Origin of the sequence: Bacillus sp. JJ1566 (assembly GCF_036962685.1) — a bacterium.
GTDB lineage: Bacteria > Bacillota > Bacilli > Bacillales > Bacillaceae_L > Ferdinandcohnia.
Map to the genome: position 1 here is coordinate 52,285 of NZ_JBALOP010000017.1, position 26,009 is coordinate 78,293.

Annotated in this window: 46 protein-coding genes, 1 tRNA gene and 1 riboswitch; of the genes, 11 read left to right on the top strand and 36 right to left on the bottom strand. The window is 36.3% G+C overall.

What is annotated here, in order from left to right; translation table 11 throughout:
- Positions 1-8 precede the first annotated feature (8 nt).
- The 8 genes from V7112_RS08610 to V7112_RS08645 all read right to left on the bottom strand — a co-directional run bounded on the left by V7112_RS08610 (position 9) and on the right by V7112_RS08645 (position 3,528).
- The gene (locus tag V7112_RS08610) at positions 9-674 is read right to left on the bottom strand and encodes a hypothetical protein (RefSeq protein ID WP_335417779.1); all 666 of its coding nucleotides are present in this window, start codon (positions 672-674) and stop codon (positions 9-11) included.
- A gap of 87 nt (positions 675-761) precedes the next feature.
- Entirely contained in the window at positions 762-1,208 is a 447-nt protein-coding gene (locus V7112_RS08615; RefSeq protein ID WP_335417782.1) for a hypothetical protein, read from the bottom strand.
- A 163-nt stretch (positions 1,209-1,371) separates the two neighbouring features.
- Positions 1,372-1,860: a sigma-70 family RNA polymerase sigma factor gene (locus V7112_RS08620; protein WP_335417784.1), complete on the bottom strand. Its 489-nt coding sequence runs from the start codon at positions 1,858-1,860 to the stop codon at positions 1,372-1,374.
- A gap of 11 nt (positions 1,861-1,871) precedes the next feature.
- The gene (locus tag V7112_RS08625; RefSeq protein ID WP_335417787.1) at positions 1,872-2,072 is read right to left on the bottom strand and encodes a hypothetical protein; all 201 of its coding nucleotides are present in this window, start codon (positions 2,070-2,072) and stop codon (positions 1,872-1,874) included.
- Between the two features lie 93 nt (positions 2,073-2,165).
- Entirely contained in the window at positions 2,166-2,636 is a 471-nt protein-coding gene (locus V7112_RS08630) for a hypothetical protein (RefSeq protein ID WP_335417790.1), read from the bottom strand.
- Positions 2,633-2,833, bottom strand: coding sequence for an XtrA/YqaO family protein (locus V7112_RS08635; RefSeq protein ID WP_335417792.1), 201 nt, complete (start codon positions 2,831-2,833; stop codon positions 2,633-2,635). The genes V7112_RS08630 and V7112_RS08635 overlap by 4 nt, the downstream gene beginning before the upstream one ends.
- A gap of 130 nt (positions 2,834-2,963) precedes the next feature.
- Positions 2,964-3,230, bottom strand: a complete 267-nt coding sequence (locus V7112_RS08640; RefSeq protein WP_335417795.1) for a hypothetical protein — start codon at positions 3,228-3,230, stop codon at positions 2,964-2,966.
- A 19-nt stretch (positions 3,231-3,249) separates the two neighbouring features.
- Positions 3,250-3,528, bottom strand: coding sequence for a hypothetical protein (locus V7112_RS08645; protein WP_335417797.1), 279 nt, complete (start codon positions 3,526-3,528; stop codon positions 3,250-3,252).
- Positions 3,529-3,672: 144 nt separating this feature from the next.
- On the opposite strand from V7112_RS08645, the gene V7112_RS08650 reads away from it, so the two are divergent.
- The gene (locus V7112_RS08650; protein ID WP_335417800.1) at positions 3,673-3,930 is read left to right on the top strand and encodes a hypothetical protein; all 258 of its coding nucleotides are present in this window, start codon (positions 3,673-3,675) and stop codon (positions 3,928-3,930) included.
- An 84-nt stretch (positions 3,931-4,014) separates the two neighbouring features.
- On the opposite strand, the gene V7112_RS08655 is transcribed toward V7112_RS08650, so the two are convergent.
- The 21 genes from V7112_RS08655 to V7112_RS08755 form a co-directional block, all read right to left on the bottom strand.
- Complete coding sequence (locus V7112_RS08655; protein ID WP_335417803.1) at positions 4,015-4,197, bottom strand: hypothetical protein; 183 nt, start codon at positions 4,195-4,197, stop codon at positions 4,015-4,017.
- Complete coding sequence (locus tag V7112_RS08660; protein WP_335417805.1) at positions 4,190-4,435, bottom strand: hypothetical protein; 246 nt, start codon at positions 4,433-4,435, stop codon at positions 4,190-4,192. The genes V7112_RS08655 and V7112_RS08660 overlap by 8 nt, the downstream gene beginning before the upstream one ends.
- Before the next feature lie 16 nt (positions 4,436-4,451).
- Positions 4,452-4,742 (bottom strand): MazG nucleotide pyrophosphohydrolase domain-containing protein, encoded by a 291-nt coding sequence (locus tag V7112_RS08665; RefSeq protein ID WP_335417808.1) that lies wholly within the window; start codon positions 4,740-4,742, stop codon positions 4,452-4,454.
- 117 nt (positions 4,743-4,859) lie between these two features.
- Positions 4,860-5,282 (bottom strand): RusA family crossover junction endodeoxyribonuclease, encoded by a 423-nt coding sequence (locus tag V7112_RS08670; RefSeq protein ID WP_335417811.1) that lies wholly within the window; start codon positions 5,280-5,282, stop codon positions 4,860-4,862.
- On the bottom strand, positions 5,276-5,437 hold the full coding sequence (locus V7112_RS08675; protein ID WP_335417814.1) for a DUF6011 domain-containing protein: 162 nt from the start codon (positions 5,435-5,437) through the stop codon (positions 5,276-5,278). Before V7112_RS08675 ends, V7112_RS08670 begins: the two co-directional genes overlap by 7 nt.
- Positions 5,434-5,784, bottom strand: a complete 351-nt coding sequence (locus V7112_RS08680) for a YopX family protein (RefSeq protein ID WP_335417817.1) — start codon at positions 5,782-5,784, stop codon at positions 5,434-5,436. The genes V7112_RS08675 and V7112_RS08680 overlap by 4 nt, the downstream gene beginning before the upstream one ends.
- A 12-nt stretch (positions 5,785-5,796) precedes the next feature.
- Complete coding sequence (locus tag V7112_RS08685) at positions 5,797-5,976, bottom strand: hypothetical protein (RefSeq protein ID WP_335417820.1); 180 nt, start codon at positions 5,974-5,976, stop codon at positions 5,797-5,799.
- Positions 5,976-6,209 carry a hypothetical protein gene (locus tag V7112_RS08690; RefSeq protein WP_335417824.1) on the bottom strand — a complete coding sequence of 78 codons (234 nt, stop codon included), beginning with the start codon at positions 6,207-6,209 and terminating at the stop codon, positions 5,976-5,978. The genes V7112_RS08685 and V7112_RS08690 overlap by 1 nt, the downstream gene beginning before the upstream one ends.
- Positions 6,206-6,400 carry a Fur-regulated basic protein FbpA gene (locus tag V7112_RS08695; protein ID WP_335417826.1) on the bottom strand — a complete coding sequence of 65 codons (195 nt, stop codon included), beginning with the start codon at positions 6,398-6,400 and terminating at the stop codon, positions 6,206-6,208. The genes V7112_RS08690 and V7112_RS08695 overlap by 4 nt, the downstream gene beginning before the upstream one ends.
- Positions 6,401-6,404: 4 nt before the next feature.
- Positions 6,405-7,433, bottom strand: coding sequence for a hypothetical protein (locus V7112_RS08700; protein WP_335417829.1), 1,029 nt, complete (start codon positions 7,431-7,433; stop codon positions 6,405-6,407).
- Positions 7,434-7,607: 174 nt separating this feature from the next.
- The gene (locus V7112_RS08705) at positions 7,608-8,312 is read right to left on the bottom strand and encodes an MBL fold metallo-hydrolase (RefSeq protein ID WP_335417832.1); all 705 of its coding nucleotides are present in this window, start codon (positions 8,310-8,312) and stop codon (positions 7,608-7,610) included.
- The gene (locus tag V7112_RS08710) at positions 8,312-9,196 is read right to left on the bottom strand and encodes a recombinase RecT (RefSeq protein ID WP_335417834.1); all 885 of its coding nucleotides are present in this window, start codon (positions 9,194-9,196) and stop codon (positions 8,312-8,314) included. The genes V7112_RS08705 and V7112_RS08710 overlap by 1 nt, the downstream gene beginning before the upstream one ends.
- A gap of 2 nt (positions 9,197-9,198) precedes the next feature.
- Complete coding sequence (locus V7112_RS08715) at positions 9,199-11,184, bottom strand: AAA family ATPase (RefSeq protein ID WP_335417837.1); 1,986 nt, start codon at positions 11,182-11,184, stop codon at positions 9,199-9,201.
- On the bottom strand, positions 11,181-11,348 hold the full coding sequence (locus tag V7112_RS08720; RefSeq protein WP_335417840.1) for a hypothetical protein: 168 nt from the start codon (positions 11,346-11,348) through the stop codon (positions 11,181-11,183). Before V7112_RS08720 ends, V7112_RS08715 begins: the two co-directional genes overlap by 4 nt.
- A 98-nt stretch (positions 11,349-11,446) precedes the next feature.
- Positions 11,447-11,641: a YqaI family protein gene (locus V7112_RS08725; RefSeq protein ID WP_335417843.1), complete on the bottom strand. Its 195-nt coding sequence runs from the start codon at positions 11,639-11,641 to the stop codon at positions 11,447-11,449.
- Positions 11,642-11,856: 215 nt separating this feature from the next.
- Positions 11,857-12,069: a hypothetical protein gene (locus V7112_RS08730; protein WP_335417845.1), complete on the bottom strand. Its 213-nt coding sequence runs from the start codon at positions 12,067-12,069 to the stop codon at positions 11,857-11,859.
- An 84-nt stretch (positions 12,070-12,153) separates the two neighbouring features.
- On the bottom strand, positions 12,154-12,681 hold the full coding sequence (locus V7112_RS08735; protein ID WP_335417848.1) for a helix-turn-helix transcriptional regulator: 528 nt from the start codon (positions 12,679-12,681) through the stop codon (positions 12,154-12,156).
- A gap of 54 nt (positions 12,682-12,735) precedes the next feature.
- Positions 12,736-13,503: a Rha family transcriptional regulator gene (locus V7112_RS08740; RefSeq protein WP_335417853.1), complete on the bottom strand. Its 768-nt coding sequence runs from the start codon at positions 13,501-13,503 to the stop codon at positions 12,736-12,738.
- Complete coding sequence (locus tag V7112_RS08745) at positions 13,500-13,691, bottom strand: helix-turn-helix domain-containing protein (protein ID WP_335417856.1); 192 nt, start codon at positions 13,689-13,691, stop codon at positions 13,500-13,502. The genes V7112_RS08740 and V7112_RS08745 overlap by 4 nt, the downstream gene beginning before the upstream one ends.
- A gap of 12 nt (positions 13,692-13,703) precedes the next feature.
- A complete protein-coding gene (locus V7112_RS08750) occupies positions 13,704-13,853 on the bottom strand; it encodes a hypothetical protein (protein WP_335417859.1) in 150 nt (49 codons plus the stop codon).
- 11 nt (positions 13,854-13,864) lie between these two features.
- On the bottom strand, positions 13,865-14,089 hold the full coding sequence (locus V7112_RS08755; protein WP_335417862.1) for a helix-turn-helix transcriptional regulator: 225 nt from the start codon (positions 14,087-14,089) through the stop codon (positions 13,865-13,867).
- Positions 14,090-14,255: 166 nt separating this feature from the next.
- On the opposite strand from V7112_RS08755, the gene V7112_RS08760 reads away from it, so the two are divergent.
- The 4 genes from V7112_RS08760 (at position 14,256) to V7112_RS08775 (ending at position 17,099) form a co-directional block, all read left to right on the top strand.
- Complete coding sequence (locus V7112_RS08760) at positions 14,256-14,663, top strand: helix-turn-helix domain-containing protein (RefSeq protein ID WP_335417865.1); 408 nt, start codon at positions 14,256-14,258, stop codon at positions 14,661-14,663.
- 29 nt (positions 14,664-14,692) lie between these two features.
- On the top strand, positions 14,693-15,394 hold the full coding sequence (locus tag V7112_RS08765) for a hypothetical protein (protein WP_335417867.1): 702 nt from the start codon (positions 14,693-14,695) through the stop codon (positions 15,392-15,394).
- Positions 15,395-15,457: 63 nt separating this feature from the next.
- Positions 15,458-16,033 carry an ImmA/IrrE family metallo-endopeptidase gene (locus V7112_RS08770; RefSeq protein ID WP_335417870.1) on the top strand — a complete coding sequence of 192 codons (576 nt, stop codon included), beginning with the start codon at positions 15,458-15,460 and terminating at the stop codon, positions 16,031-16,033.
- Between the two features lie 100 nt (positions 16,034-16,133).
- Positions 16,134-17,099, top strand: a complete 966-nt coding sequence (locus V7112_RS08775; RefSeq protein ID WP_335417873.1) for a DUF6414 family protein — start codon at positions 16,134-16,136, stop codon at positions 17,097-17,099.
- Here V7112_RS08775 and V7112_RS08780 read toward each other — a convergent pair.
- Positions 17,083-17,280 (bottom strand): hypothetical protein, encoded by a 198-nt coding sequence (locus tag V7112_RS08780; protein ID WP_335417876.1) that lies wholly within the window; start codon positions 17,278-17,280, stop codon positions 17,083-17,085. The genes V7112_RS08775 and V7112_RS08780 overlap by 17 nt on opposite strands.
- A gap of 151 nt (positions 17,281-17,431) precedes the next feature.
- Between V7112_RS08780 and V7112_RS08785 the strand changes: the two genes are divergently transcribed.
- Complete coding sequence (locus V7112_RS08785; protein ID WP_335417879.1) at positions 17,432-18,625, top strand: tyrosine-type recombinase/integrase; 1,194 nt, start codon at positions 17,432-17,434, stop codon at positions 18,623-18,625.
- Between the two features lie 100 nt (positions 18,626-18,725).
- On the opposite strand, the gene V7112_RS08790 is transcribed toward V7112_RS08785, so the two are convergent.
- Positions 18,726-18,798, bottom strand: a tRNA-Val gene (locus V7112_RS08790).
- A 172-nt stretch (positions 18,799-18,970) separates the two neighbouring features.
- Positions 18,971-19,122, top strand: a riboswitch (cyclic di-AMP (ydaO/yuaA leader).
- A 138-nt stretch (positions 19,123-19,260) separates the two neighbouring features.
- On the opposite strand from V7112_RS08790, the gene V7112_RS08795 reads away from it, so the two are divergent.
- From V7112_RS08795 to V7112_RS08815, 5 genes are all read left to right on the top strand, one after another.
- Positions 19,261-20,490: a dicarboxylate/amino acid:cation symporter gene (locus V7112_RS08795; RefSeq protein WP_335417885.1), complete on the top strand. Its 1,230-nt coding sequence runs from the start codon at positions 19,261-19,263 to the stop codon at positions 20,488-20,490.
- A gap of 95 nt (positions 20,491-20,585) precedes the next feature.
- Complete coding sequence (locus tag V7112_RS08800; protein ID WP_335418064.1) at positions 20,586-21,311, top strand: alpha/beta hydrolase; 726 nt, start codon at positions 20,586-20,588, stop codon at positions 21,309-21,311.
- Between the two features lie 117 nt (positions 21,312-21,428).
- On the top strand, positions 21,429-21,944 hold the full coding sequence (locus V7112_RS08805) for a YjcG family protein (protein WP_335417888.1): 516 nt from the start codon (positions 21,429-21,431) through the stop codon (positions 21,942-21,944).
- A 7-nt stretch (positions 21,945-21,951) separates the two neighbouring features.
- Positions 21,952-22,374: a GNAT family N-acetyltransferase gene (locus V7112_RS08810; protein ID WP_335417891.1), complete on the top strand. Its 423-nt coding sequence runs from the start codon at positions 21,952-21,954 to the stop codon at positions 22,372-22,374.
- 82 nt (positions 22,375-22,456) lie between these two features.
- Positions 22,457-23,134 carry a DUF421 domain-containing protein gene (locus V7112_RS08815; RefSeq protein ID WP_335417895.1) on the top strand — a complete coding sequence of 226 codons (678 nt, stop codon included), beginning with the start codon at positions 22,457-22,459 and terminating at the stop codon, positions 23,132-23,134.
- Positions 23,135-23,145: 11 nt separating this feature from the next.
- On the opposite strand, the gene V7112_RS08820 is transcribed toward V7112_RS08815, so the two are convergent.
- The 5 genes from V7112_RS08820 to V7112_RS08840 all read right to left on the bottom strand — a co-directional run bounded on the left by V7112_RS08820 (position 23,146) and on the right by V7112_RS08840 (position 25,765).
- Entirely contained in the window at positions 23,146-23,388 is a 243-nt protein-coding gene (locus tag V7112_RS08820) for a hypothetical protein (RefSeq protein ID WP_335417899.1), read from the bottom strand.
- A 139-nt stretch (positions 23,389-23,527) separates the two neighbouring features.
- Entirely contained in the window at positions 23,528-23,782 is a 255-nt protein-coding gene (locus V7112_RS08825; protein ID WP_335417901.1) for a stage VI sporulation protein F, read from the bottom strand.
- A gap of 133 nt (positions 23,783-23,915) precedes the next feature.
- Positions 23,916-24,047 carry a YjcZ family sporulation protein gene (locus tag V7112_RS08830; protein WP_335417903.1) on the bottom strand — a complete coding sequence of 44 codons (132 nt, stop codon included), beginning with the start codon at positions 24,045-24,047 and terminating at the stop codon, positions 23,916-23,918.
- Positions 24,048-24,147: 100 nt separating this feature from the next.
- Positions 24,148-24,375 (bottom strand): hypothetical protein, encoded by a 228-nt coding sequence (locus V7112_RS08835; protein WP_335417906.1) that lies wholly within the window; start codon positions 24,373-24,375, stop codon positions 24,148-24,150.
- 58 nt (positions 24,376-24,433) lie between these two features.
- The gene (locus V7112_RS08840) at positions 24,434-25,765 is read right to left on the bottom strand and encodes a S8 family peptidase (protein WP_335417909.1); all 1,332 of its coding nucleotides are present in this window, start codon (positions 25,763-25,765) and stop codon (positions 24,434-24,436) included.
- Between the last annotated feature and the right edge of the window lie 244 nt (positions 25,766-26,009).

Genomic DNA, 26,009 nt, shown 5'->3' on the forward strand with positions numbered 1-26,009 from the left:
CCAATCAATTATTTTTCTTCTGATTCATTATATAATTTTTTTAAATCGAATAGCTTTGAATCCATTACCCCATGTTCTCTTTCATATTCGTTGTATGCCATGTCGCAAAATTTCAATCTCTCATTTGTTTCTCTTACAATCCTAATCACTATGTCATGTATTAACTCAAATTCATGCGTTTGAAACTTTTCTAGTTGAATACCAATTAGGTCATGTTTTAAATAATAATTATGGCAATATCTATATGCAACTATAAGTTTTAACAAATCTTGAGAAGCTAAATGTTTCTTTGAAAGTACTAAATCAACTAATTTCATTTTATTGAAATCTGATATAGCTGTTTTAACAATACTTTTTTCTACACTTAGCACTTTTCCAGTAAATAAATCCTTTTCGACCTTTTCTTTCTCAGTATTAGTCTCGATAAATGGTAAATCTTTAAAGGTTCCAAAGTTATTAAGATCGTAAAAATATCTTAGGAATTCAGATTGTGCAATAACAGCATATAATTCGATATAGAGTTCGGTTAATTGTTTGTAATAATAGTCTCTTTTGAACTTTTTCGTTTCGACCATAAAATCAAATGTATTCTGTAAATACTTAAACCCAATATTAGTCAATAAAGTTAAAATTATTGTAAAAAACGCTAAACCTATACTATCCTGTAAATCCATTTCCCAACCTCCTTTCGCCTAATATTTCGACAAAAGAAGATGTTTTCCTGCAAATAAAAAGCACCCCGAAGGATGCTGTTTTTGTAATTAATCAAAAGGATTGTTATATTCGTACGGCTCGTAATCAATATTATTCGATTCGAAATGATCTGCGTTGGATCTAATATATTGATCAATAACTGTATTAGGGTCACCATCAGTATCCACCATATGATACCTATCAGGTTCAGTATAGTCAGGATATCCCTCACCGGGTCCACAATCTTCTGCACAATTTAGTGTTGGATTTGAATCATCCTCTACAAATATATGATTATTGTTTTTCTTTTCTTGGTTATTTTGATAGTCAATGAAGTCTCTAAACCCTAATATAGGCAAACCAATCGTAATAAAAATTAGAAATCCCACCCAAGTAATCTTTAAAGGGAATAAAATAAATCCTCTTTTTAATGTTTTGCCGCTTCTCTCCCCAACCATAGCCACAACAGTAATAAAGAAATAATAAATTAGTATAGTATAAACGATGTATTTCATCTAATCCCCCTTAGGTAACTACATAAAAAAATACTCTAAACAAAGCACTATTGGGTAGTCTTTTCGACAAGAGAGGTGTTTTTTCCTGCATCATTCGACCTATTAAAACAATCTTCCTGCAAACAATCTTCAATAATAAAAACAACGTACGTCGGAGCGTACGTCATGAAACTCTTTGTTCAACTTTTTTTCTTGCCCTTTCAATGTATTGCTGCACTGTTCGTTTCTTCAGTCCTAGTTCATCAGCTATTTCTTGCATGCTCATTCCTTGAGCTGCATGTAATATGTAGCACTGTCTTTCTCTTAATGAAAACGACGAGAGAATATTAATTAACACCCTTTTTTGGTCTGCTGGGATATATAATGGTTTATCATCCTCATCAATTTGGCTCGTGATATCAGGAATAATATCCATGCTTTCCAATGAACGTTTTTGGTAAATGGTCCTTTTATCAATTCCTCGCATAAGACCTGGTTGTCTTCCGGTCTCCAACCATTCAATTACAAAATCTGTATCATCAATCATGCTGTTAATTAAACTCCTGTCCACTCTATCTGCTACTATCTCATTGTTCAATTTCTTCTTAAGTTTGCTTAATTCTCTACGTCCTTTTGTGTATTCGTGTATTAACTGATCAGCCCAATTTCTCACTGTTTATCCCCCTAACGTCGTCTGATTGAACCCCTATGCCTTTTGTATGTTGGCATTCCCGTACCCATCAAATACCGCAAATCTGATTCTGAAAGCTCGTCCTTCTTCTTAGGCGGCGACTTCTTCGGACTCTCTATAATTGGTGTGTCCTTATGCTGCATTCCGTTTTCCTTTTTCCACTGCTTCAGTTGGTCTCTAAAAGTAGGATTCATCTACATTTCTCCTTTTTACAAATTAAAAAGGACACCAAACAAACGCTATTGCGTCGTTTAGTGTCCTCCAGAGGGCTGGTAGAACTGTATTATTCAACTTAAAAATTTTTCAATTTCTAACACTTGATCACTTAACTTCACATAATTTTCTTTGTAGTCTGCTAACTTTTCTTCAAAAGACAATATTCCTGTGTCTTTAAATTCAAGTTCCATTCTAGTATCTAATTGAAAATTAATTAAATTATTCATTAGACCTCTGTGTTGTAGAAAAATATCTTTCGGTATGGTATCTAAAGGAAATTTTAGGAGTTCTTCCTTTAAGTATTTACAAGTTCTATTTATCCTTGTTAAGGTCAATACATCTCGTCTATCCTCATATACAAAAGATTGGATATACTTAAGGAATAGATCAATTTGGTTCTTATAAATCATGTATTGCTTATAATACATCTCCTTAGATTTTTCAGCTTGTACCTTTCTATCAAGCTTCGTAGCAATTCTATTTAGAAAAAAACCGATTATTAAACCAAGAATCCATTGTATCTCTTTTAGTACTTCTATCAAAACTCTTCCCCCTCATCAAACTTGACCCGTTTCACTTTACCCTGGTGTGTAATTATCTTTGTTTCTCCATGTTCTGGCAGCTCTGTAAGTCTAGCTTTTCCATCACACACCACAATAGCAAAGCTGTTATTATATTCCATTATATCAATTTCAAGTTTGAGATTAGTAGGGTTTATTTTTAAATCCTTTAGCCTCACATACACCCCTCCCATGGTATAATTAAAGTGAGCTGGCCGGGAGAGATCCTGGCTTTTTTTAATGCGCTGATTTATAAGCTTCGTAGGCTTGTTCAACTGTTCTTAAATGTTCGATTTCTTGTTTCTGTTTCTATAAAGCATCCAAAGCAATTAGCGATATACTTTCACCGTAACTATGTTCGGATAAAACCAGGTTATCCTGCAGATATTCCATAAGGTTATGCAAATCCTTGTTTAGTCTTCTTTCTTGTTCGCTGTTGTATTTTAGGCGTTCAATCTCTTTCTGCTGAGCTGCAACTGTATTCATAAGCCAGATAACATCATTTGATGTTATAAACTGCCTGCCGTTACCCGATATTTTTTCATTAATTTCAATCAATCTTGTATTGGTGTCCATGCTTTCCCTCCTAATCAATCTAAATATCAAACATAAAATTTACTTTTTTAGCTTTAAAGCTTTCAGCGATCTTCCTGACTTTTAAATGAGCATCCATTTTGCTGTCTGCTTTCTCAATCAACTTCATTTCTGCATAATACTTTGAAATAGACTTATAACAACGGATTACCTGGTATGCTCCCCATACTCCTCCAACACAATCAGGGACGAACATTTGTAATTGATTAATGCTTTTCCCAGCTACCTTTTCAGATTGCCTAACTTGTAAAAATTGTTCCTTAGAAACTTCAACCTTCACAAGAACCACTCCTTTTTCCGCTAATTGTTCGATAAGTATTTTATTGGAAAACATAATAATTCTTTTGTTACTTATTTACTATTTTTCTTGTAGGATTTCCCACCTTCTTGTCGAATTGTTGATTATAGAAAGGTGGTGAATCAAATGCAATTTGATGGAGCAGTAATTAAAGAACAAGGAATAACTTTTGCTATAGTTATAGTTAAATCTCATGTTTTACAAAGCAGTCACTCTATTGATGAAGCAAGAAGTGCATTCTCTAGGCACTTCCCAGGAATGCCACTCATCTTAATGGCTCAAGATTTACGTGGAGTCCCAACATACCAAGGAAGAAAAGATATTGTAAAATTCTTAGCTAACATTCACCCGAGTAGAATTCCTTGGAAGCGTTACACTGTTTAATTTGAATAATTTGCAAAGATTTTTCATCTGGGTTAAAGCCATCTTGGACGGGATGGCTTCTCCTTTTTTGAAACACATTACAAATTAAGCTTCATTCCTCTTCTTTTCACACTCATACCGCTCAATCGAATAATCAACCTTGCGCTTAGACTTTTTCTTTTTCACTTCACTCGGAGGAGTAAGACCTCTTTCCCGGCAATATTTCTCCATTTTGTCAGGTGTAAGAATTGTTACAACAACATCTCCATGTGCGGTTTTCCTAGTCATTAAACCTCACCACCGTTTTATAAGTTACTCCAACTTCCTTAAGCCCTTCTTCAAAGGCATGTTTTAGAAAAGCAACCTTATCCTCATCGGTCATTGAATAATCATCACCTAATGAAATGTAGTAGCAGCGTAAAGCATGGTCTAAATCCGCGATGGCTTCCTTGACTGAATCAATGTATTCTCGATGTTCCTTTTTATCCATTGCTTTTGCTTTCCATCTCACCGCAGGCATTGCCACTTATTCCGACCTCCCATCAATAAGCTTTACCGCCATGTTTATAGTTCCTTGTTTTGTTGTACTCCATTTTCTTTAAAACTGCTGATTCCAAATTAATTCCTTCTGAACCACATAAATCAAATATTCGAATACACACATCTGCTAGCTCTTCAACAAAGTTCTCCCTATCTCCCTTACGATCAGCTTCTAGTGCTTCACTCACCTCGCTGTGAATAAGCGCTAATTTAGTACCCGTTTCTACTGGTGTATCATGCCATCCTTTGGATTTAGCAGTTTCATAGGCTTCTTGACATAGTTTGTTAATCATTACTTCACAACCTTCCATCCTTGTCTTAATCTGCTGTTTAAATCATGTTTTTGGAGTTTTTCATAAAGATGTACAGATTGTCCGTTTTCGTACCGGAACAAAAGGATCCACTGACGTTTACGCTTGCCTTTGGCCATCTTCTTTTAATCCCTCCACATATACATCAATCCGTGGACTTTCACCGTATAGCTTGTAGGACTTAACTACAGCTACCTGATTGTCATCCGTCCATATTAGTCCGTTCAATGAGTCGAATAGACCTTTAACTAAATTGTCGATATCGGGTTTCTTGCAATGCCATTCTCCTATCGATTCAAGTTTCTTTTTCTTGCTCCAACTCTGTGGAATCGGCATTGTGAACCACACCGTTACTTCCAGTGGACCTGTTAGGAGCTCCATTCGTTTTACCTGACTTAACACATGCATCTGAATTAGTTTTTTATATGTGAGGTACCGCTGGGCGTTAGGCTTGATGTATTTTCCTCGACCTGTCATCCTAACCGCGCCCATCGGCTCAACCGGTATTTCCACTTTTAGCATTCCCTTAACACCAGGACAGTTTCTTCCACGAATTGCAGCTGACCTTTTGGAGGTTCGTTCTCGCGTTCCTTTTGTTTCTTAGCGCAAACAGGACCCATACCGCGTTCAATGCTTTTTTTGCTTTTTAATTGACGATTGCATATTGGACAGATCATTCTTCTTCCCCCTCATCCACTAGATCAGGATTATCAAATTTGTTTCCAACTACCTCAAACATGTGTCCATTTAAATTCCAGTAGTCATCTAAAAACAGTTCACCAGCCATAAATCCACCGCAAGCAAACTTTACCTCGTGAAATTCATCCGGAAAGTCTGAATTAATTCTTACTATGTCGCCTTCGAAAACTTCTTTCCCATTTTTGTCTTTTAAACCTGTGAACTGGAGAAACTTCAAATGCTTATGAGTGGAAAAAGAACACATCGGCATGCCAGCATTTGATTCTTCCCAAGTGGTGTATTTTTGTGAGATTGTGTTATAGAAATTAAACTTAATCTCTCGCATTCTCCCAACCTCCTAAAACCAAGCGTTTTCCGCTTTGGCAGTATCTACTTCACGAAACGAAGCAAGAACTAATTCATAATGCAGTTCGTCAATATCACATTTATCAATTGATACTCCATCCTTAGTAGCCCTTACACCTAATCGATTCAACTCATCCAGATAATACTCACGCATTGCCTTTTTACTAACCATTAAGCACTCACCTTCCTAATCATTTTTACAATGTATAAAACATGATCCTCGGTGCCAAGAAAATCTTTTTTATAAGCTTGGTAATCTGCTTTTCTGTACTTGAATAGTTTTGTAGTTTTCTTGATGGATGTTATCGGGGCTACACATGAATAGCCCCTCTTTTCTAGCTCCTGAATGCGTTTGACCAATGACAGCTTGTCCCAATCTTTGACAATGGTGATTTGCTCTGTCATTTTCCTACCGTCATTCCCATGGAGTATTGGCATTTTACGTTTTCGTAAATTTGTTCTAATTCCGACAAAGTTAACTCATACAGCTGTTTTTTATCTGGTGTTTTAAAATACCCCATTTTCATCAAGGATGCTTTTAATTCATCCTTTCTTTGCTCTACTGCTTGTGTTAGCTGCGTAGCTTGTAAGTTCATGTCATCACCCATTTTTCTGTTGTTTTAAGCGTTCCTCAAATAACCGTTTCTTTTCTTCAAATGACACAACATCTTGTTCAGGTTGGTTGTTTTCCGGATCATCTTTCTTTTCCATCCATTCCGGTACTAACTCTTGTCGGAGAGGCTTTCTTGAATAACCTCGACCTTTGCGTACTTGAGGTTTACCTTTTTTCGCGTCTTCCTCGGCAACATGTTTATCAAGAATAATTGGGATGCAATATGCAAAACTATTAATCTTGTCGAATTTATGTTTTGGTTTGTAATCACTAAAACATTCCTCCAACCAGTCTAGAAGCTTATTAACATCAATCTTGTATTCTAGAAGTAGTTCAATGCTGTGCCTGTCTTTAGCAGAAACATCGAATCCACCAATTCCGGCTAACCGCATATATTTTTCTTTGAGCTGTTCAAAGTCACTTAAAGAACTACCTGGTATTTGTCCCTTACTCTGATCGGTATCAGCAAGCTGGACACTTTCGGTTGTAGGCACCCCGCCAGTTGATTCTTCATGTGCGTATATATCAGCAGCATTATTATTTATATTTGTAATATCTAGTTCTGTAATATCTTTCTTAGATTGGACATTTTTGTCTGATCTAACTGGATTGGACATTTCTGTCTTATCTGTGGAGAGAGTAGACATTTTTGTCTTATCTCTTTTTGGGTCAGATTGGACATTTTTGTCTTTTCTAACTTTGAACTTTTTAGAATTTTTGACTGTGAAAATTAACCCATAAGGAGCACGAGTTATTTTAATGTATTCTTCATTTTCAAGAGTCTCTAGCCATCTACTTACAGTCTTTTGATTGACTCCAAATCTTTCCGCAAGCTCTGGTAGTTTCTGAGGTTTATTCCCCAACACGATGCCCCATACAACACCATCTTTTTCTTTCTCGGCTGTCGTTGAGCTTATACACCATAGAAACAACCAGATTGCACTTCCGATTCGTTTATAATGTTTCGGGGTTAAAAGCCCTGAATAAGTATTAAAAGGAAAGCTGTCTTCGGGCACCGTATCACCTACTTCCTTTTACAGATTGCTTTCATGCCATCAATTTTTATAAATTCTAGTTCGGGGTAACTTTTGTTTATATATCCCTGAACATACGCTTTAAATCTCTTACCACGTTCATTTAACCCCTCAGTCATCAATACATAACACTGAGGGATGGTTACCTCTACCTCATCATCCTGGTACATAAACAACTTTCCCCGTGAGCTCCATTATTTCTCTCTTGAACTTTTGTTCGTCACTGTTGTTATCACTTAAATGGAGCAACCAAATTTCTTGAACTTTTGATAGATCATTAGCTTTAAAGAAATCTTTAACGTTTTCTAAGCTAAAATGAGACTGCATTAATCTTTTTCTCATTACCTTTGGTACCTTGCCTGCTATGATGTTCTCTTTTAAGATTTCCATTGAATAATTACACTCAATCATTATGTGCGATAGGCCTGGGAACTTGTAACGGATGTAGTATGTATCCGTGGCGAAAAGTAGCTTCTCTCCGTTTTGGTTGGCTAACAGGAAACCGTATGGCTCCGATACATCGTGTTGAACATCAAAGGGTAGAATAGTCCAGGTACCTATCTTAAATGGCTTTTTTGCCACTACTGGATTGATTCTATGATGATTAATACCTAAAGCTTCAACCGTTCCTCTTGAAGCGTATACGTTGATTCCTGCCTTCAATACATCCTTAATCGACTTACAATGGTCCCCGTGCTCATGTGTTACTAAGCACCCTGCAACCTCTGACATTCTAAAATTCAATGCCTTTTGAATCTCCCGGTAGTTTATCCCGCATTCTAGGAGAAGGGGTGTGGTGCCATCTGTAACCCTGTAGCAGTTCCCCTTCGAACTAGATGCAATTGCTGTTATCTCAATCATTAGAAGTTAGGTCCTTCAGTGCCTGTTTGCTGAAATGTCATCTGCTGTTGATGTGTTTCTTCTTCAATTATTTGAGGTTCTTCCTTTTCTTCGTATTCAATATCAATAACCTCAGAATTTGCATTTGTTTCAATTTGTTTCTGCACTTCGGCCTCTGGAGTAACATCTACACGTTCGTTGTCGTACTCATTCTCCGTTGAATTATTAATTGCTTCTACAAGTAGATCACTGTCATCACTTGTGTTAATGAAAGCTTTAGCAGCACGATTGATAACGGTACGTTTGGCCATTTCTTGCGGGAACTTGTTTTGTACGTTCTTTGTTTTCGCTTGGCTCCATGATGTTTCAATTTCTTTTCTAGTCATAACCGTTAATATTTCTTCATCTTCGCTTGTTTTAACCACTGCGTAAGCTCCTAAAATTTCGTTATCTCGATTCAAGAAGTTTGTTTCATGCTTGAGTAATTTTTCACGACCACCTGCAATTTCGTAATCAAACACATCACCATCAAAAATTACGTTTGCCCAAATATCCTTAACATTCGTAAGACGTTTAAGTACAGCCTGTGTGCCAAAATATGACCGATTCAACTGCAACTGGTCCCCGTATACAATGAAATAACATTGAGTTTTAGCAGGGCTCAGACCTTGAACAACCATATCTAACAATGCATTTGCTATAGATGCTTTAGAGCAAACCTCAAGTGCTGGTTTTCCGTTCCTATCCTTAACCTCTTGAAGTTTGAAAAATGCGCTTTTTAATGCGTTGCTAGCGTTATAATTAGCAGGAAGTTGAAGCCCATCTTCCTGCAACCTCCCTAGACTTTTGTTTACATCATCCGTTATGTCCTTTTGGATAAGTGCTACTTGGTTTTTATTACTCATTCTTATACAGCCTCCCTATTCAGTTGTTTTGGACTTTCGACCCTCAACGCCTTGTCCTTTTCAGACACGACAAGGGATATAACTTGAGCATCAACGTCAATTAGTTTCGTTACCGCTTCGGAGTTATCAACAAAGATTGGTGCCATAAATCCGTAATGTTCCGATAATGTATTTATAATGTCTAAACCTACATTGATTTTTGCCGCGTTGTTCAAGCCTGAACCGTAAGGAACACCATCATATAAGGTTTCACAAACCTCCTGGAGACCACCGTTTATTTGTGTTTCAAACAACTTGAATCGTGCGTATCTGAATTTGCTGTTGATTTTATCTTCCAGAAGATTAACTTTTGTTCGAATGAATTCTTCTGTTAAGAACAATTGGTGTTCAAGCTTTTCAAATTCTTCAGCTAGCTTTTCCTCTTGCTCCTGCAGCTCACGTATTCTCTTTACAGCAAGTTCATTCTGTGCAAATTTAGCAAGCTCAGTTTGTAGTTCATCGCGTTCCTGCTTAAGCTTATAAATAGCCAGTTGAATATCTTGGATGGATTCATCAGCAGAAATCTTAAGTTCGTTCATTTGCTTCATTAGCTGTTGTTTTTCATTCAGTTTTTCAACGTAAATTGGATTTTCAGTAATATCTACAATTGTGATTTCAAGAGCCTGTAACTGTTCTTGTAGAATTTCAATAGCCTTTTGCTTATCAGCAATTTGGACCTTAGTGGTGTCGTATTCATTTAATAATTTTTCGTTTGCAGAAAGGATTTCTTCTTTGCGTAATTTGACTTGCTGTCCTCGTTTATTGATGCTTTCTAGTCTTGTAGACTTTTCTAAGTTGAATTGTGATAAAGCTTTATCTCTTGCAGCTGTTACTTGTTCCTCTGGTAAGTCTTGTCCACAAGTTGGGCATTCGCATTGTTCGCTGTGGCTAAATTCATGTGAGTTCACTACCTGCCATTCTTCACGCAACTTAATCAATTCATCTTCAATTCGTTTGAGGTTGTCATCGTTATAGCGCTTGTTGCTTTTAACATTTTCAAGCTTTGAATTCAGAAGAGAAATATTAGATTGTTCTTCTTGGACTTTCGCTTTTAATCGATAAACATCTTCCTTGGATCCAGCTTCATGTTCTTGTTTAATCCTAAGTAATTCAATTTCAATCACTTGAATTTCCCTTTGCTTTTGGGAAATGGCATTACCATTCCGGATGTTATTAATCAGAGTCATTTCTCCATCAATGTCACTATTAATGCGATTAATTTCAGCCTCCAGCTTTTCACGTTCAATCCCTGTTAGGTCAGGTAGACTGCGCTGTAATTCATCAATTCGAACTGGAATCTTCTCTAGTTCCTTGTTGATTTCAATCCTGCGAGCTGCAATTACTTTCCTGTGGTTTTCGATTGAACGACCGTTTAGCACATTCATTAATTTCGCCAAATCTTTATTACTAGCAATTACCTCTTCATCCGTAATGTCACCACTGATTTCAAGCAAAACCCTGCGACGATCTTGCCACTTAAGTTGCTCATTGAAGTACGATGGTGAGGTTAAGAGTTTAAAAACATCCTCATTAATCAATCCAGAGATTAGTTCGTCATACTCTTTTTTCTTGGATGGTATGCCATCGATAAAGTAATCCGTAGTATGGCCCGAAAATTCTTGATGAATGGAACCTCTCTTTTTTGTCCACTTTTCCGAATAGGACTTTTTAAGAGTTAACTCGGCTCCATCGATTAAAAAAATTGCTTCTACTTGGTGATCTAGGTTGTGTAAGACCTTCCCTGACTTGTCCAATGTTTTTATTGAAAAATCTTTTTTGTTATTAGAATCTTTATCAAATAACAACCAAACAAATCCATCAAAGAGTGTTGTCTTTCCAGTGGCGTTGTCACCGAATACTTTCACGTTTTCGCCACGAGTATCTAAGACAAAGTTTTTAACGCCCTTGAAATTAATTAGTGACAGCTGCAACAATGTAATATTTTTCATGCTGTTACCTCCCTCTTCTTGCCGAGCTCTACATATTTATTGAATTGTTCTTTGTTTTTAAACTGAAATACTGGCGTTCCGTTCGGTTTGATGTTGATGTGACCGCGAGCCTGTGTGAGGCGCATTTGGTCAAATTTCGAACTACTGAATGTAATTTGAATCATTATTTAAACCTCCATTTGAATTTTTAAGGAGATTCCTGTACAATTTAATTACTGATGTTTAGGAATCCCAACTGACTCACCCTTGCCCGGTGGGTCTTTTATTTTGCCTGGGTAAAGGTAAAACCAAGAACTTCAATCAAATAATCTTCAAGACTGTCTTCTAAAACCACATCTCCTTTCTCGTTATTAGTAACAATCGAGTCTCCTTCTAGAATTTCATTACCGAAATAATCAATCCCGTTATGCTCCGGCTGACTAACCATGTTTTGATAACCAGTTTGAATTAGGGGCATATCTTGTCCTCCTTTCGAATATGATAAAGTAAATGTGATAGGTGTAATTCACACCGGAATGAGCAAGAACCTACTTAGGCGGGGGGCGGCCATTTTCAGTTCTCGATCATTACGGCAAGAATCAATCCTTGCCGAACATGCATTTGCATGCTACAATTAGATTAATTCAGTATCCTTTGTAAGGTCACAGGCAGTAAGTTAAGTAGCCGCTTAGCTTACTGCTTTTCCTTTACCTCATGAGTTCTTGCCCACTGTTCATCTACCCACAAACGAGCATCGCAACTTGTACATTTATATAGATATTCTTTGTGTGTTCCACAATCCTCAATATCTCCAGTAAACTTAGCCTTTGTTTTTACATATGCTGTTGGATGACAACTAGGGCAAATATCATGTATTAATTCAGGAACTTTAGTTTCTACTTTCATTCTTACCACCCTCTAATTTTGATCCCAAAACGTAACCAACCCCTACTGCAATAAACGTTGTGCAAAACCAAAGAAAAATAATGGTCATTTCTTCAAAAACCTCCTTTGAATAAGTTTCAATTTGTGCTTAGTCCACATTTTCGTCCAAGACAACCCATACTCTTTACACAAAACTGCTACATAATGGTTTGAAGCTGTAATTACATCGATACACTCTAAAATTGACTTCTCGATAATTTGAATCTCAAATTCCTGAACCTGTTTCGGATTTACCGAAAGTTTTTTTGCTGCTAGATCAACCGCCTTTAATGCCTCTTCTAATTCCTCTTGAGTTTTCAATAGGACACTAGTTCTATGTAAATCAGCTGCTTCACCATCTAACTTTGCAGGTCCCCAGTTCATATACTCAGCTGATGCTTCCATCGCCACCCACGGATTGTTATGCTCACTGGCAAAATAGTTTGTTATGTTTGGTTGAACCTTATATCTTCCGTTTTCTTGTTGTGAAACTGCTTCACGCGATTCAAAAATTTCAAATGAGAGCTGTTGTTGTGTAAATCCAGCATCATGCCTTGCTTCTTTAACCGCTTTTGCTGCTCTACCAACCTTCACCTGGTAACACCTCCCTTCTACCATTTAATTTTGGATGTGATGATAGAATATTAGTTAGGCTCCTTCTTCAAATTTGAAGTCGTTAATATTGACTCTGAATTCAATAGCCATTTCTTTTATTACTTGTAAGTAAATTTCAACCAACCGTTTTTCTTCTGAGATAACATCAAGTTTGTTTATTTTTTGAACGTAAGATTTAGACATACCTTGTGCTATGGCGCGTTCTTTTCGATTATTTAAACGAATATCCAATTTGCATCCTGCTCGTTTTTCGAAACGTTCATAGCTTAGATTGATTACGCTTCGATATGGATCGATACCCGTCCAATACTTAGCAATCTTTTTAAGAATTACACTGACTTTTTCACGCCATCCAACATTGTTAAGTGAAACGATATTGGAAATGTTATTTACTTGCCCCTCTAACTGAGACATACGTTTATCTTGTTCTACTAACTGATTGATGGTACCCTGTAATATTTCTAGTTGAGTCTTAGGAGCTTTTAATTCATTTTCCATTTGTTCAAACCTGGTAACGTAAGTTGCAGTAAAGAGTACTCCTTTTTCACCAGTCATTTTATTTGCTACCATGTCGCAACCTTTACGAGTTAGAAGATAACAAGGTCTTATTTCACCTTTACTATCTCGATAAGTAGTTTCTTTAAAAAAATCTGACGAACGGAAATCTCCGTTGGTTAAATATTTGACGAAGCTCTTAATTTTTTCGAGTAGATCAGCATGCCTAACTTGGGTCATCTCAGCGACTTCTCGGCTATCTACTAACAATTGACCATTTTGATTGATAATTTGTAATTGATTCACTGCGCTACCTCCAAACTTTTTTGTTCTTGGTCTCTCATCCAAGCATCTATTGTTTCTATTGAGAAGAAAATTCTTCTGCGAACTCGGATATGAGGTATTTGCTTCTGTCGAACCATGGTGTAAATCGTGTCTTTATGAACACCGATGTAATCTGCAACTTCTTCGGTGGTTAGGGTTTTTCTTTGCAACTAGAGCACCTCCTACAAATTGTATTTATCAATGAATTTTAGTAAGTCCTGGATTGCATCCTGCTTTGTATAGAGTTCATCGCCTTCTTCTAGGTTGATAGCAATCATCAGTAGTTCTGTTTTCATTTCAGACTTTTCAAGGACTTCTCTGATAGTTGGCATGATGGACCTCCTTAAGCAGTTATTTTCTTAGGTAACGTTTTGTTACCTCTATCTTCAAAAAAAAGAGTCCAATCAACATCCAAAATTTTTGCGACTTTCTTTGCGGTACTAACACTTGGAGTTCGTTCTCCATTCTCAATCATTCCGTAATACTGGCGCTTTATTCCAGCTAGATCCGCAACATTTTGATGAGTGAGTTTTTTCTGTTTCCTAGCATTTTCTAGCCATTTTCTCAATTGGTATCCACCTCCATTAGCAACGTTTTGTTGCTCTCTTAATTACTATTATAAGCAACAAAATGTTTCTGTCAACATTTAAATGCAATTTTTTGTTACCTTGATTCAAAGCAACTATTTGTTGCTGTATAATTTAGTTAAATAATGTTGTTTAAGGGGAATACATATGAGTTTCCAAAGTAGATTAAAAAAATTAAGAACAGACCGTAAACTTACGCAACAACAAATTGCAAACAAATTAGGGATTACTAGACAAGCATACGGTTATTACGAAAGCGAAAAGGAAAAAAGAGAACCTGACCATGCTACCACCCAAAAAATTGCTGAGATATTCGATGTTTCTGTTGATTATTTGTTAGGTATAACTGATTTAAAAGTTAATGTTGCTGGAAAACAAATACATTTATCACCTAACGAACTAAAAGTGCTTGAAGAAATAAAAAAATATCCTTCCTTATTCCACGACTTAGCTAACGCTCCAGATAAAAAAATAAGGCAACTTATAAAAATGTGGGAAGTTATCAAGATGGATTTAGAAGAGGATGATGATCGAGATGACATTATTGATGATTAAATCGTAAATAAAATTGGGGGCAATACTTAATGAATGAAAAACTCAATATATTTATCCAAAAGATAAAAGATAATAAACGTGCTTTTTTTATTGGTGGTATTTCACTAGTTATTATTGTTGTAGCTTCAAATACAATGGGTTACTACTCTGGAAAAAGTGCGGCTGCTATTCCAATAGAAGGAAAAAAAATGACATACGATGAACTTGTAGAAGAAATTAAGAAAAAAGAGCAAATTTCAAAGGATTTACAAATTGATATAAGTGAAAAATATAAGGAAAAAGAAAGCATTATAAAAGAAGTTCAAGAAAACCAGAAAACTTTTGATGAGGCAGTTGAAATAATAGATAACAAGATTGCTATATTAGAGGAAATAAAAACACTTGAAACCCAAGTTGGAACTAAGAAAGGTGAAATTGAAACTCTAAACTCTGATATAGAATCAAAAAAATCAGAGCTTGCCAGTATAACTGGAGAAATTCAAAAATCTGGTGAAGAGCCTATAAAGTTAGGTGCAGGATATTATTATTTTGGGAAGGATATACCACCAGGAAGATATGACTTACAACCCCAACAAGGTCAATACGGAAATGTATTTATAAGAGGATTAAATGGCCGAAGTAAAGTTGCGGATACATTTGGTAGAGACGAGTTACATAGCTTTATTTTTGAAGGTATTGAAGGAGAAGAAGTCGAAGCAACTATCCCTATCATTTTAGTACCAGTCAAATAAACAATATTGTTTAAATTTTATCGCCCTCACGGCGATTTTCTTTCAACAGGAGATGTAAAAATTATGCAGGTAAGGGAACTAACTGTAAAAACGGACTACTGGGAGGATCGCGCAAATAAGATCCTATCTCACTTCAACTATAAGAGCCCAGATGAAATAGACCTATATGATATATGTTGGAAATACGGAATCAAGATAAAACCATTGGACAAGGACTTTTACGACGGTGAAATCCAAGATGGATTAAAGGCCATTGCCTTCCCTAGTGATAAAGGTCGTCGTGGAGTTATTTATCTCGTACCTGGTCTTGATGCAGTAGAGAAGAAATTAATTCTTGCAGAGGAATTTTGTCATATCTATGCTCATCACATATCACAGGTGGGCGCCAGCAAGACATTGATTGCAAAAACTGAATCACAAGCAAAGAGAATGTCAGCTTACTTATTAATGCCTGAACGCTTTCTAAAGAATGTTTATGCAGCTGCAGTTGATCAAGCCGTAATGGTTTCAGAAATAGCGGATTATTTTGTCGTATCAGAGGAATTTGCCCTGTACCGTCTTGAAATAATTTATAACCGACGTGTGGATGGATTTGGAATGCTTAAAGGTAAGCTTGGTAGTTTGGAGTGGTTTGATTAGATTATATGTTAAAAAAATATGGACATAATCACCCCAGCTTCACTGCAGGGTTTTATTTAGAACTAAAAACCGAACATATATTTCATGGAGGGAATTGGAAATGAAAGAGATAATTTACTTAGACACAAATATACTTAACTCTATGTTAGCTCAATTAGACGAGGGAATAATCGACAGTTTTTCTATGGAGGAGGATTCTCAAAAATCAGAAACAGAAGAGCACTCAACTACAAGAGGAAAGAATGCTGGTGTAAAAGGCCAAGTAAAATTGAGTACAGGATTATTCCCAGGTGGTGAATTGTTACTTGGTTCCAACCTTGACAATAATGGGAATGAGACTTTGGCTGGTTCTAGGACAATCCTTGAGGGACAGAAAGATATTTTAAATAAAGCATTTCATGATTACGCTTTAGATATCTTACAAAGTAAATTAGAGCAACTAGAACTTTTTGTCAGTGGACCAGATTTTAAAGAAGGGGATTTACATCTAGGTGAAGATACTTTTAAATTCTATGATTTTGATTTGTTAAAAAACGTAATTGATAGTGAACATTTAAACAAATTAATGTTATTTAACGAGCAGTCTCCTATCGGTGATATAAATGAAGCATTGGAAATACTTGAGCGGAAAAGAAAAGGAAAATTATCCTCTAAAGATCAAAATAAAATCGATTTTGCAGAATCATACGAAGAAAGATATGAAGCTTTATTACCTATACTCAATACATTTAAGATACTGGAGACTTTCAGTACCTATTCAGCCAGCGCACTTGGGAACTCTGTAATCATAAAAGCTGGGAATAAAATTGGGTTCCTAAAAAAAGATTATTTACGGGATTCCTCAGTTGCACTTTCTTTCAGAACTGATAAAAGTAGAAATGTAAAGTTTTTAGTAAGGATTATTGGTATTAAGGAAACTGTATATAACGAAAATAACATGCCCACTTTTAATACTGATGATTTAGATCTTATTCCAAATATGATATTCGATTTGTTGTTGGGTTCATTTGGAATCATAAAACCAAACGATGTGTTAGTAACTCCAATTGCTATTTATTACGAATGATATCAAAATGCTTTTTTCTATCTTGTTTACTTTGATTAAATTCGGAAGACTTTTTCTTTAATGATTCATGTATATCAGAACCTCTTTGCTGATTATGCATGGATAGCTGCTCATACTCTTTATTGAGCTTATTCATTTCGCTGTTTGTATCTTTGAATAAATTATTCAGAGCTCTTAGCATTTCAACACCTCCAATATTATTATTATCATAACACACAGTATTATATTCAAGAAGATGGAAAAAAGATAATGCAACTTTCCCTTATCTGTAACAGATGAGGGTTTTATTTAACACATTAGACGAACATATATTCTTTTAGGAGGGAGAAATAATGGCTAGCATTCAAAAACGTGGTGAAAATTCTTGGTTAATGGTTGTGGAAGCTGGATATAACGCTAAAGGAAAAAGGATTAGAAGAACGAAAACAATTCGAATTGAAGATAAGGCCTTACTAAAAACCAAAAAGAAGCTACAGGATCACCTGGAACTTATACTTGCAAAGTTTCAGATGGAGGTAGAAGCTGGTGAATATATCACGCCTGAAAAAATGCTTCTAAAGGACTTTATTGAAGTGTGGGAAAGTAAATATGCACAAGAGAACCTTTCTGAACAAACATTAGATGTTTACTTGACCTATATTAAAAATCACATCACACCATATTTCGGTCACATGAGGATTGACCAAATAAAACCAATTCATATTGTAAATTTCCTTGCTCAAATACAGAGAAAAGATGGTAGAGAAGGTCCAGTTTCTGCTGGAACAAAACAATATATCCATAGAGTATTGAGAAATATCTTTGAAAGAGCTGTAAAGTGGCAGTTTGTAAAATCAAATCCGGTTGACTCTGTTGAAAAACCGCAAAACAATGACGATGATGAAGAAAAAGATGTGTATGATGCCAATGAAGTAGAAGTGTTGTTAGCATCGGTTCAAGATCGTAGTCCACATTGGAGAATCTTTGTATCCTTAGCGTTAGCTGCTGGATTAAGACGCGGGGAATTATTAGGTTTGGAATGGTCCAATGTAGATTTAAATGAAAAAACAATAACAATCATACAAACAATAACAAGAGGGAAATCCGGGAAGCCTATTATAAAAAAGCCTAAATCAAAGAAATCCAAAAGAATAATTTCTCTCCCCTCTTCTATCGTAAATGAATTAGAAGATTTTCAGTTATATTGGAAAAAAGAAAAAATGAAAATGAGGGATAAGTGGATTGAGGAAGAACACGAATGGCTTTTTTGCAACGAAGATGGCACACACTTCTACCCCACCACTCCAACAACATGGTGGAGAAGATTTGTTAATTCCGTTGGAATAAGATTCATTCGTCTTCATGATTTACGTCACACCTCAGCAACTTTATTAATTAACCAAGGTGTACATGCAAAAATTATCTCCAAACGTTTAGGTCATTCTGGAATTCGAATAACGATGGATACGTATGGACATGCTCTAAGGTCTGCCGATGAAGGGGCAGCAGAAAAATTAGATGATATTTTTAAAAGAAAAAAGGCATAAAAAATCAATTCGTCAACAGTTCGTCAACATTTAGATTTTTAATCGTTGTTGGCGAAAAATAATAAAGCCTAGAACCATTATGGCTCTAGGCTTCAATTGATGATTCCGATTGGGCTCGAACCAACGACCTCCACCCTGTCAAGGTGGCGCTCTCCCAGCTGAGCTACGGAATCACTATATATGAATAATTCATAATATACATCCATTTTGAAGGTTTGTCAATTAGATTCTACTAATTTTATTGGGATCACTCACTCTGATAATATTAATATGATAAAAACAATACTAATGTAGTATTGACACATAATAATTTTATATGTAAAGATATTATTAAGGCAAAGTACAACTAAATAGTCGCTGAATTCCCAAAATCGGGAAACGGGGGAACCATATTGTGCAAAAGGAAATGCACTCGGGGTGAATCCTTTTTTAAAAAGGTAGGACATTCTTCATCCGAATCCGACAGCTAACCTCGTAAGCATCAGGAGAGAGCATTGTTGCGCAAATCAACGTTTAAGGCCACGAGCCATACTCTCGTGGCTTTTTGTGTCTCCAAAAGTATGCTTTTCATCGCAATTTACATTTCTCTTTTGCCGCCAATACACACATTTACTACATCTACGAGGAGGTTTCTTATGTCATTGACTAAAAAGATTTTATTAGGTTTAGGTTTAGGTGCACTTGTCGGTCTTATCTTGAATTTAACATCACCACAGCTTTTTGAATACGCTAACACTTGGGTATTCGTACCGTTAGGTCAAATTTTCTTGAATTTAATCAAGATGCTTGTTGTTCCAATTGTCTTAGTATCTATCACTCTAGGAGTTGCAGGACTTGGTGATCCTAAGAAACTTGGTAGAATTGGAGCAAAAACGATTACTTACTTTTTAGCAACAACTACGATTGCCATTATCATTGCAATCGCACTTGCTTCTATATTTAAGCCAGGGGCTGGAGGTGCATTTGATACAGAGGGAGTAACCTACGATGGGGCAACTGAAGCTCCTCCTGTTATGGAAACGTTAATAAATATTATCCCAACGAATCCTTTTACCGCAATGAATGATGCGAATATGCTTCAAATTATTGCTTTTGCTGTTTTTATAGGTTTAGCTTTAACTGTTTTAGGTGAAAAAACAAAAGGTATTTTAAATCTATTTGAGCAAGCAAATGAAATCATGATGTATCTTGTTAATCTTGTGATGAAAACAGCCCCATACGGAACATTTGGATTAATAGCAACTGCGATTGGAAGCCAAGGGTACGCTGCAATTAAAGCAATGCTCGCTTATTTCCTAATTGTTCTTGGCGCCTTACTTATCCATGCCATTGTCACATATGGCGGTACGATTGCATTTTTGGCAAAACGAAGTCCAATCGAGTTTTTCAAAGGGTTTGCACCTGCGATGACAGTTGCATTTAGTACATCAAGTAGTAATGCTACACTTCCAGTTTCAATGGAAACAGCACAAAAAAATCTAAAGGTTCCTGAACCGATTAGTAGCTTTGTTCAACCGTTAGGTGCAACAATCAATATGGATGGAACAGCAATCATGCAAGGTGTTGCGACCATTTTCATTGCACAGGTATATGGTGTTGAACTTACATTTACTCAAATTTTAGTGGTTATTTTAACAGCTGTGCTTGCAAGTGTTGGTACGGCTGGTGTTCCTGGTGTTGGTTTAATCATGCTGGCGATGGTACTAACAGCGGTTGGTTTACCAGCAGAAGGTATCGGTTTAATTATCGGTATTGACCGATTACTTGATATGACACGTACAGCAGTTAATATTACTGGCGATGCTGCATGTGCCGTGTATGTTGCAGAATCTGAAAAGAAACATATGGGTGAAGCGACTGCTTAATAAGCACCAATTTGCGACAGGGATCATCCCTGTCGCATTCCTTTTTAAAACGGTATAATAGGACATGTAAATTGTTTGTTTGGAGGATTATGATGATGACGATTAATAAAGGCACTGTTAGGGAAATGACTATACATAGTAAGATTTTAAATGAAGAACTTGAGCTTATTGTTTATTTACCGGCAGCCTTCTCTCCCCTCTATAAATACAATGTTCTCATCGCTCAGGATGGACGCGATTATTTTAATCTAGGCAGGGTTGCACGGGTAGCCGATAAGCTTTTAGAAACTGGTGAAATCAGCAATACCATAATTGTTGGGGTTCCATATAAAAGCGTTGCAGACCGCCGTATGAAATACCACCCAGATGGTGAGCAGCATCATTTATATAAGCGTTTTTTAGGGGAAGAACTCGTAACATTTCTTGATCAGGAGTTTCCAACCTATCAAATGGGCCAAGGTCGCGCACTAATCGGGGATTCACTGGCGGCAACTATTTCGCTTTTAACTGCACTTGAATACCCTCATACCTTTGGAAAGATAATGATGCAATCACCTCTTGTAAACGATTATGTTCTTCAAAAGGTTGAAGATTTTGAAGAGCCGCATCTCCTTGATTTGTATCATATCATCGGAACAGGTGAAACTGAGGTAAAAACAACAAATGGTGATATTGAAGATTTTTTAACACCAAACCGCGAATTGCATGACATCATTGTGAAAAAGGGTTATCCCTATTTTTATGAGGAATTTAATGGAAATCATACATGGAAATTTTGGCAGCCTGATTTACCAAGAGCCCTTTCAAAAATGTTAAAATAATCGGCATTCGTATTCTATCATTTTCGGATATTTGATATAATTGTGTTATTATTTTCGTAAAACTCAAGTCAGGTACTTCACGTTTTGATTTATTTAATCCATAAGGAGGGCAATAAAATGAAATATGGCATTGTTATCTTCCCGTCCAAAAAACTTCAAGACACGGCAAACTCGTACCGCAAAAGGTATGACCCGCATTATGCATTAATTCCACCACATATTACGGTTAAAAATGTATTTGAAGCATCCGATGATGAGATTAAGGATATTACAACGGAATTAGAAGCGGTTTCCAAGCTGGTCGAACCATTTAAATTAGAGGTCATGAAGGTTAGCTCCTTTTCCCCTGTTAATAATGTAATTTACTTGAAAGTAAACCCGAATGAAGAATTACAAAAACTTCATAAAGAACTTCACTCCGGTTATTTTGCAGGAGAACCCGAATATGCATTTGTTCCCCATATTACAATTGGACAAAAGCTATCGGGCGATGAGCATTCAGATGTGTATGGTCAGTTACGTATGTTAAAAATGGATCACGAGGAACAAATTGACCGGTTCCATCTCCTTTATCAGCTGGAAAACGGGTCCTGGACCGTTTACGAAACATTTCGTTTAGGAAAGGAAAATTGAACACAGTATGGAAGTAAGAATTGTAACGAACAACAAAGAAAAAGACGATGCCTACACAATCAGAAAAGTGGTCTTCGTCGATGAACAAAATGTACCTCTTGAAGAAGAGATTGATCAATTTGAGGATGAAGCTACACATATTGTCCTTTATGATAACAATGAACCTGTAGGAGCTGGTCGTTTCCGTGTACTTGATGGATACGGCAAGGTGGAACGGATTTGTGTTCTTGCTTCTCACCGTAAAAAAGGTGCGGGGAATTTACTTATGCATAAGATGGAGGACATTGCGAAAGAAAAAGGTATTTCAAAATTAAAACTCAATGCTCAAACACATGCAGAAAACTTCTATAAAAGACTAGGATATGAAACTGTATCAGGTCTATTTATGGATGCTGGTATACCTCATGTCACGATGATCAAGTTATTGTAGGAATTAGGATGTCTTAATTGACATCCTTTTTTTGTTGGATAAAAAAAGGAAAACCTGCTCATTCTACCATAGAGAGGTGAGCATGTTGGACTTTTTTAAAATTGCCATTGATTTAGTAATTGGCCTTTTAGGGTTACTCATACTTACAAAAATTCTGGGAAAAACACAAATAACCCAAATTACGGCTTTTGATTTTATTTCTGCTTTGGTACTAGGTGAGTTAGTTGGAAATGCTGTTTTCGATCGAGATATCGGGATCTTTCAAATTCTTTTTGCCATCCTTATTTGGGGGGTTCTAATTTATATGATTGAATTGATTACACAGAAGATTCGAAGGACAAGGCCCTTTCTTGAAGGAAAACCTTCTATCATCATTCACAAGGGAAAAATTATTAAAGATCATTTAAAGAAAAACAAACTGGATATTAATCAACTCCAGCATCTTCTTCGTTCGAAGGGGGTTTTTTCTATTAGAGAGGCCGAATATGCGATTTTAGAGACAGATGGATCCATCAGTGTCCTAAAAAAGTCTCCCTATGAACCACCCACCCGACAGGATTATAATATGATGGAACAAAAGGTGCGACTCCCAATTACATTGGTAAGTGATGGTGTCTTGATTCAAGAAAATTTAAAGGAAAGTGGTTTTTCAGTAGAGTGGTTACAATCGGAATTGAAAAGCCAGGGTGTAGCCACATATAAGGATTTACTTTATGCAGAATGGCGTGAAGAGGAAGGCTTGTACGTTCAAGAATTCTAGCCTTCCCTTTATTAGATGGATTCGTTATAGAGCAACCCATTGCCAGTATATTGCGCACGGATATTTTCGATATATTGGCTTTGTTTTTTCGTCATTGCTTTTCGTTCAACTTGGTGTAAATCATAGGTACGCTGATTAACGTTCAATGATACTGGATTCACTTGATGAAGTTTCATTTGGGGTGTTTTATAATTCGTAGTACGGTGAACATATTGATTGTATTGGTCATTGTTGATTGGTAATATATAGCCCATTCTTTTCCCTCCGTTCCCTCTTTTATTGCATATGTATGTTTTCGTAAAGTATGTATTATTATTGAAAGAATTCGAAGCAAGCCTTGTATTTGTAGGGGTCCTATAGAAAAAGGTCTGACTATTCATCAGACCTCCATCCTTATTTTTTGTTAATCATTTTTGAAATCGTGTTAAAGTCCATTTTTTCTTTGCCATTTACGATGCTATTCACAATTTTGTCTTCTAGCTGTTTATTTACTGGCTTATTTGCAATTTTAGAGACCTTTTTAATTACATTACGAACTGTAGCTTCATCCTTAAAATTCGCATTTTGCAACGAGTTTGCTAGCTTGAATACCTCCTGCATATCTACGCCTGTTTTCTTTCCGATATTATTAAAAAAGTTATTATCCATTTCGAAGCCTCCTTACATTGTGTTATATCGTATGACATCCGCCTAAAAGTGGTGCAAGAAACTATATCCCTTTTCTTAAATGGAGAAAGTACGAGTCAATTGACTCGTACCTCGATTTTGGGGAATGTTGTGATTAGTTAAAGAAAGAAGCACCTACAATAATTAGTAGGATGAACAATACAACGATTAATACAAAAGTTGATCCCCCGCCATATCCACCATAGCCGTAGCCACCGCAGCCACAACCACCGAATCCGTAGCCCATATTTTGCACCTCCTCGTATAAAGAGTACATTATAAAATATGTTTTGATGGTCAAACTTGTGAGGACAGGTGCACAGGGCTAACGTGGAAATTTTAGTACATTAATCATCCAATTTCTTTTCTAGCTCCTGCTGTTTTTTGGAGAACCATTGATCCAGCTTTTCCATTCTTGCTTCAAGTTCTTTTTCAAATTTACCCGCTTGTACCACCAACTGGTTTAATCCCTTCTCGTTTTCCGCAGCCCATTTATCCAGCTTTCCTATTGCCTCATCATGGTCTTTGTAGTAATCTGCAACAAATCGTTCTATTTCTTTTTCAAATTTACTCATGGCCACACCTCCACTCCACTATTTATTAAATGATAAAAACAGGCTACTTGAGCCTGTTTTAGTTGATTGAATTTTGTGCATTAATATACCCAGCACCATACGTATTGTAATCGATGCCCTTCCATTTATCTGCGCCTTTTAGTAAATCTTTTTTTATATCATCTGGAGTAAAACTTTTATTCTGGATCTTCTTATTTTCAATCATTAATGCCACTACACCAGCACAGAATGGTGTTGCCATTGAAGTACCAGATAAGGCGATATAATTTTCCTCTATACGATTTGCTTTTTGGAACTTATCAAGATATGAGTTAGGTGACCGTAATGAAATGATATTCACACCTGGCGCTACAATATCGGGTTTTTGCACATTATAAATCGTCGGACCTCTACTTGAAAATTCTGCGATTGTGTCATCCATGCGATTATCCAATGTATTTTTATCATCAAGTGCACCGACTGTAATGACTTTATTACTGATTCCAGGACTTGCGATTGTACTCGGTTCATCACCCTCATTTCCTGCAGCAACACAAACTACAATACCACTATCCCATGCCCTTTCAACCACTTGAACCATTGGATCAGCATCCTCATTGTTTAGTCTTTGAGCAGTTGCCCCTAGAGACATAGAGATAATATCTATCCTTGGTTTGGTCAAATCTTGGTTATTTAGAATACACCATTCTACTCCCTTCATGACATTATCCAATGACCCCGAACCTAGTTTGTCCAGTACTTTTATACCAACTAAATTTGCTTTATATGCTGGAGCTTTATATTTCCCACCTGAAGCCAATCCATTTCCAGCTACATCACCAGCACAATGAGTGCCATGTCCATTATCATCATAAGGTTCAACATTAGCATTTACCATGTCTTGGAACCCTACAATTCTCCCTTCTAAATCTTGATGAGGGTAAATTCCGGTATCGATGACAGCTACTGTTACACCTTCACCTGTAAGCTCAGTCCCATTTCGAACAACACGATCAGCTTTACCTGCCGGAGTCGCAACGTTTAATAAAGCTTTAACTTCAGAATTTAAATAGACCCGTTTTACATTCGTACATGTTTGTAAAAGTTCCTCTAAACCCGCCGCTGTAATGGTTGCTGAGCAGCTTGGAATCGTTTTAAATTCATGTTTAAGCATACAGCGCATATGACGATTTAGGACCTCTTTTACATTGTCTGCATTTGTTTTTCCTTTTTTGTATTCAATAATAACTTCAAATTTTCTAGTCTTTTTTATTATCCTTTCAAGACCTTTGTGTAAAAAACATGGTGTCCATTTGAAAGGGCGATATAAATTTACTAGATTTTTTCTGAGATTTTTGTCCATTTTCGAGCCATAATTTCTTGTAAATTGAACCATTGAAAATCCAAACACTTCTCTCACCTCCTATATTTTTCTATAGAATAAAATATGAAAAGAGAGAGAGAATCGGAGCGGTGTTTGTCCGAGGACAAGTGCCTTTTTAAAAAATAAAAACCCCTCATCGTATTCCTAAACTGATGAGAGGTTTCTATTATTATTCACGTACCTTTTTACACCCACAGCCACCAGTCTTTTTCATTTTTGGTTTACTTTTATGGGAGGATGAATAAACCTTCGTTCCTGAAGATTTACTTTT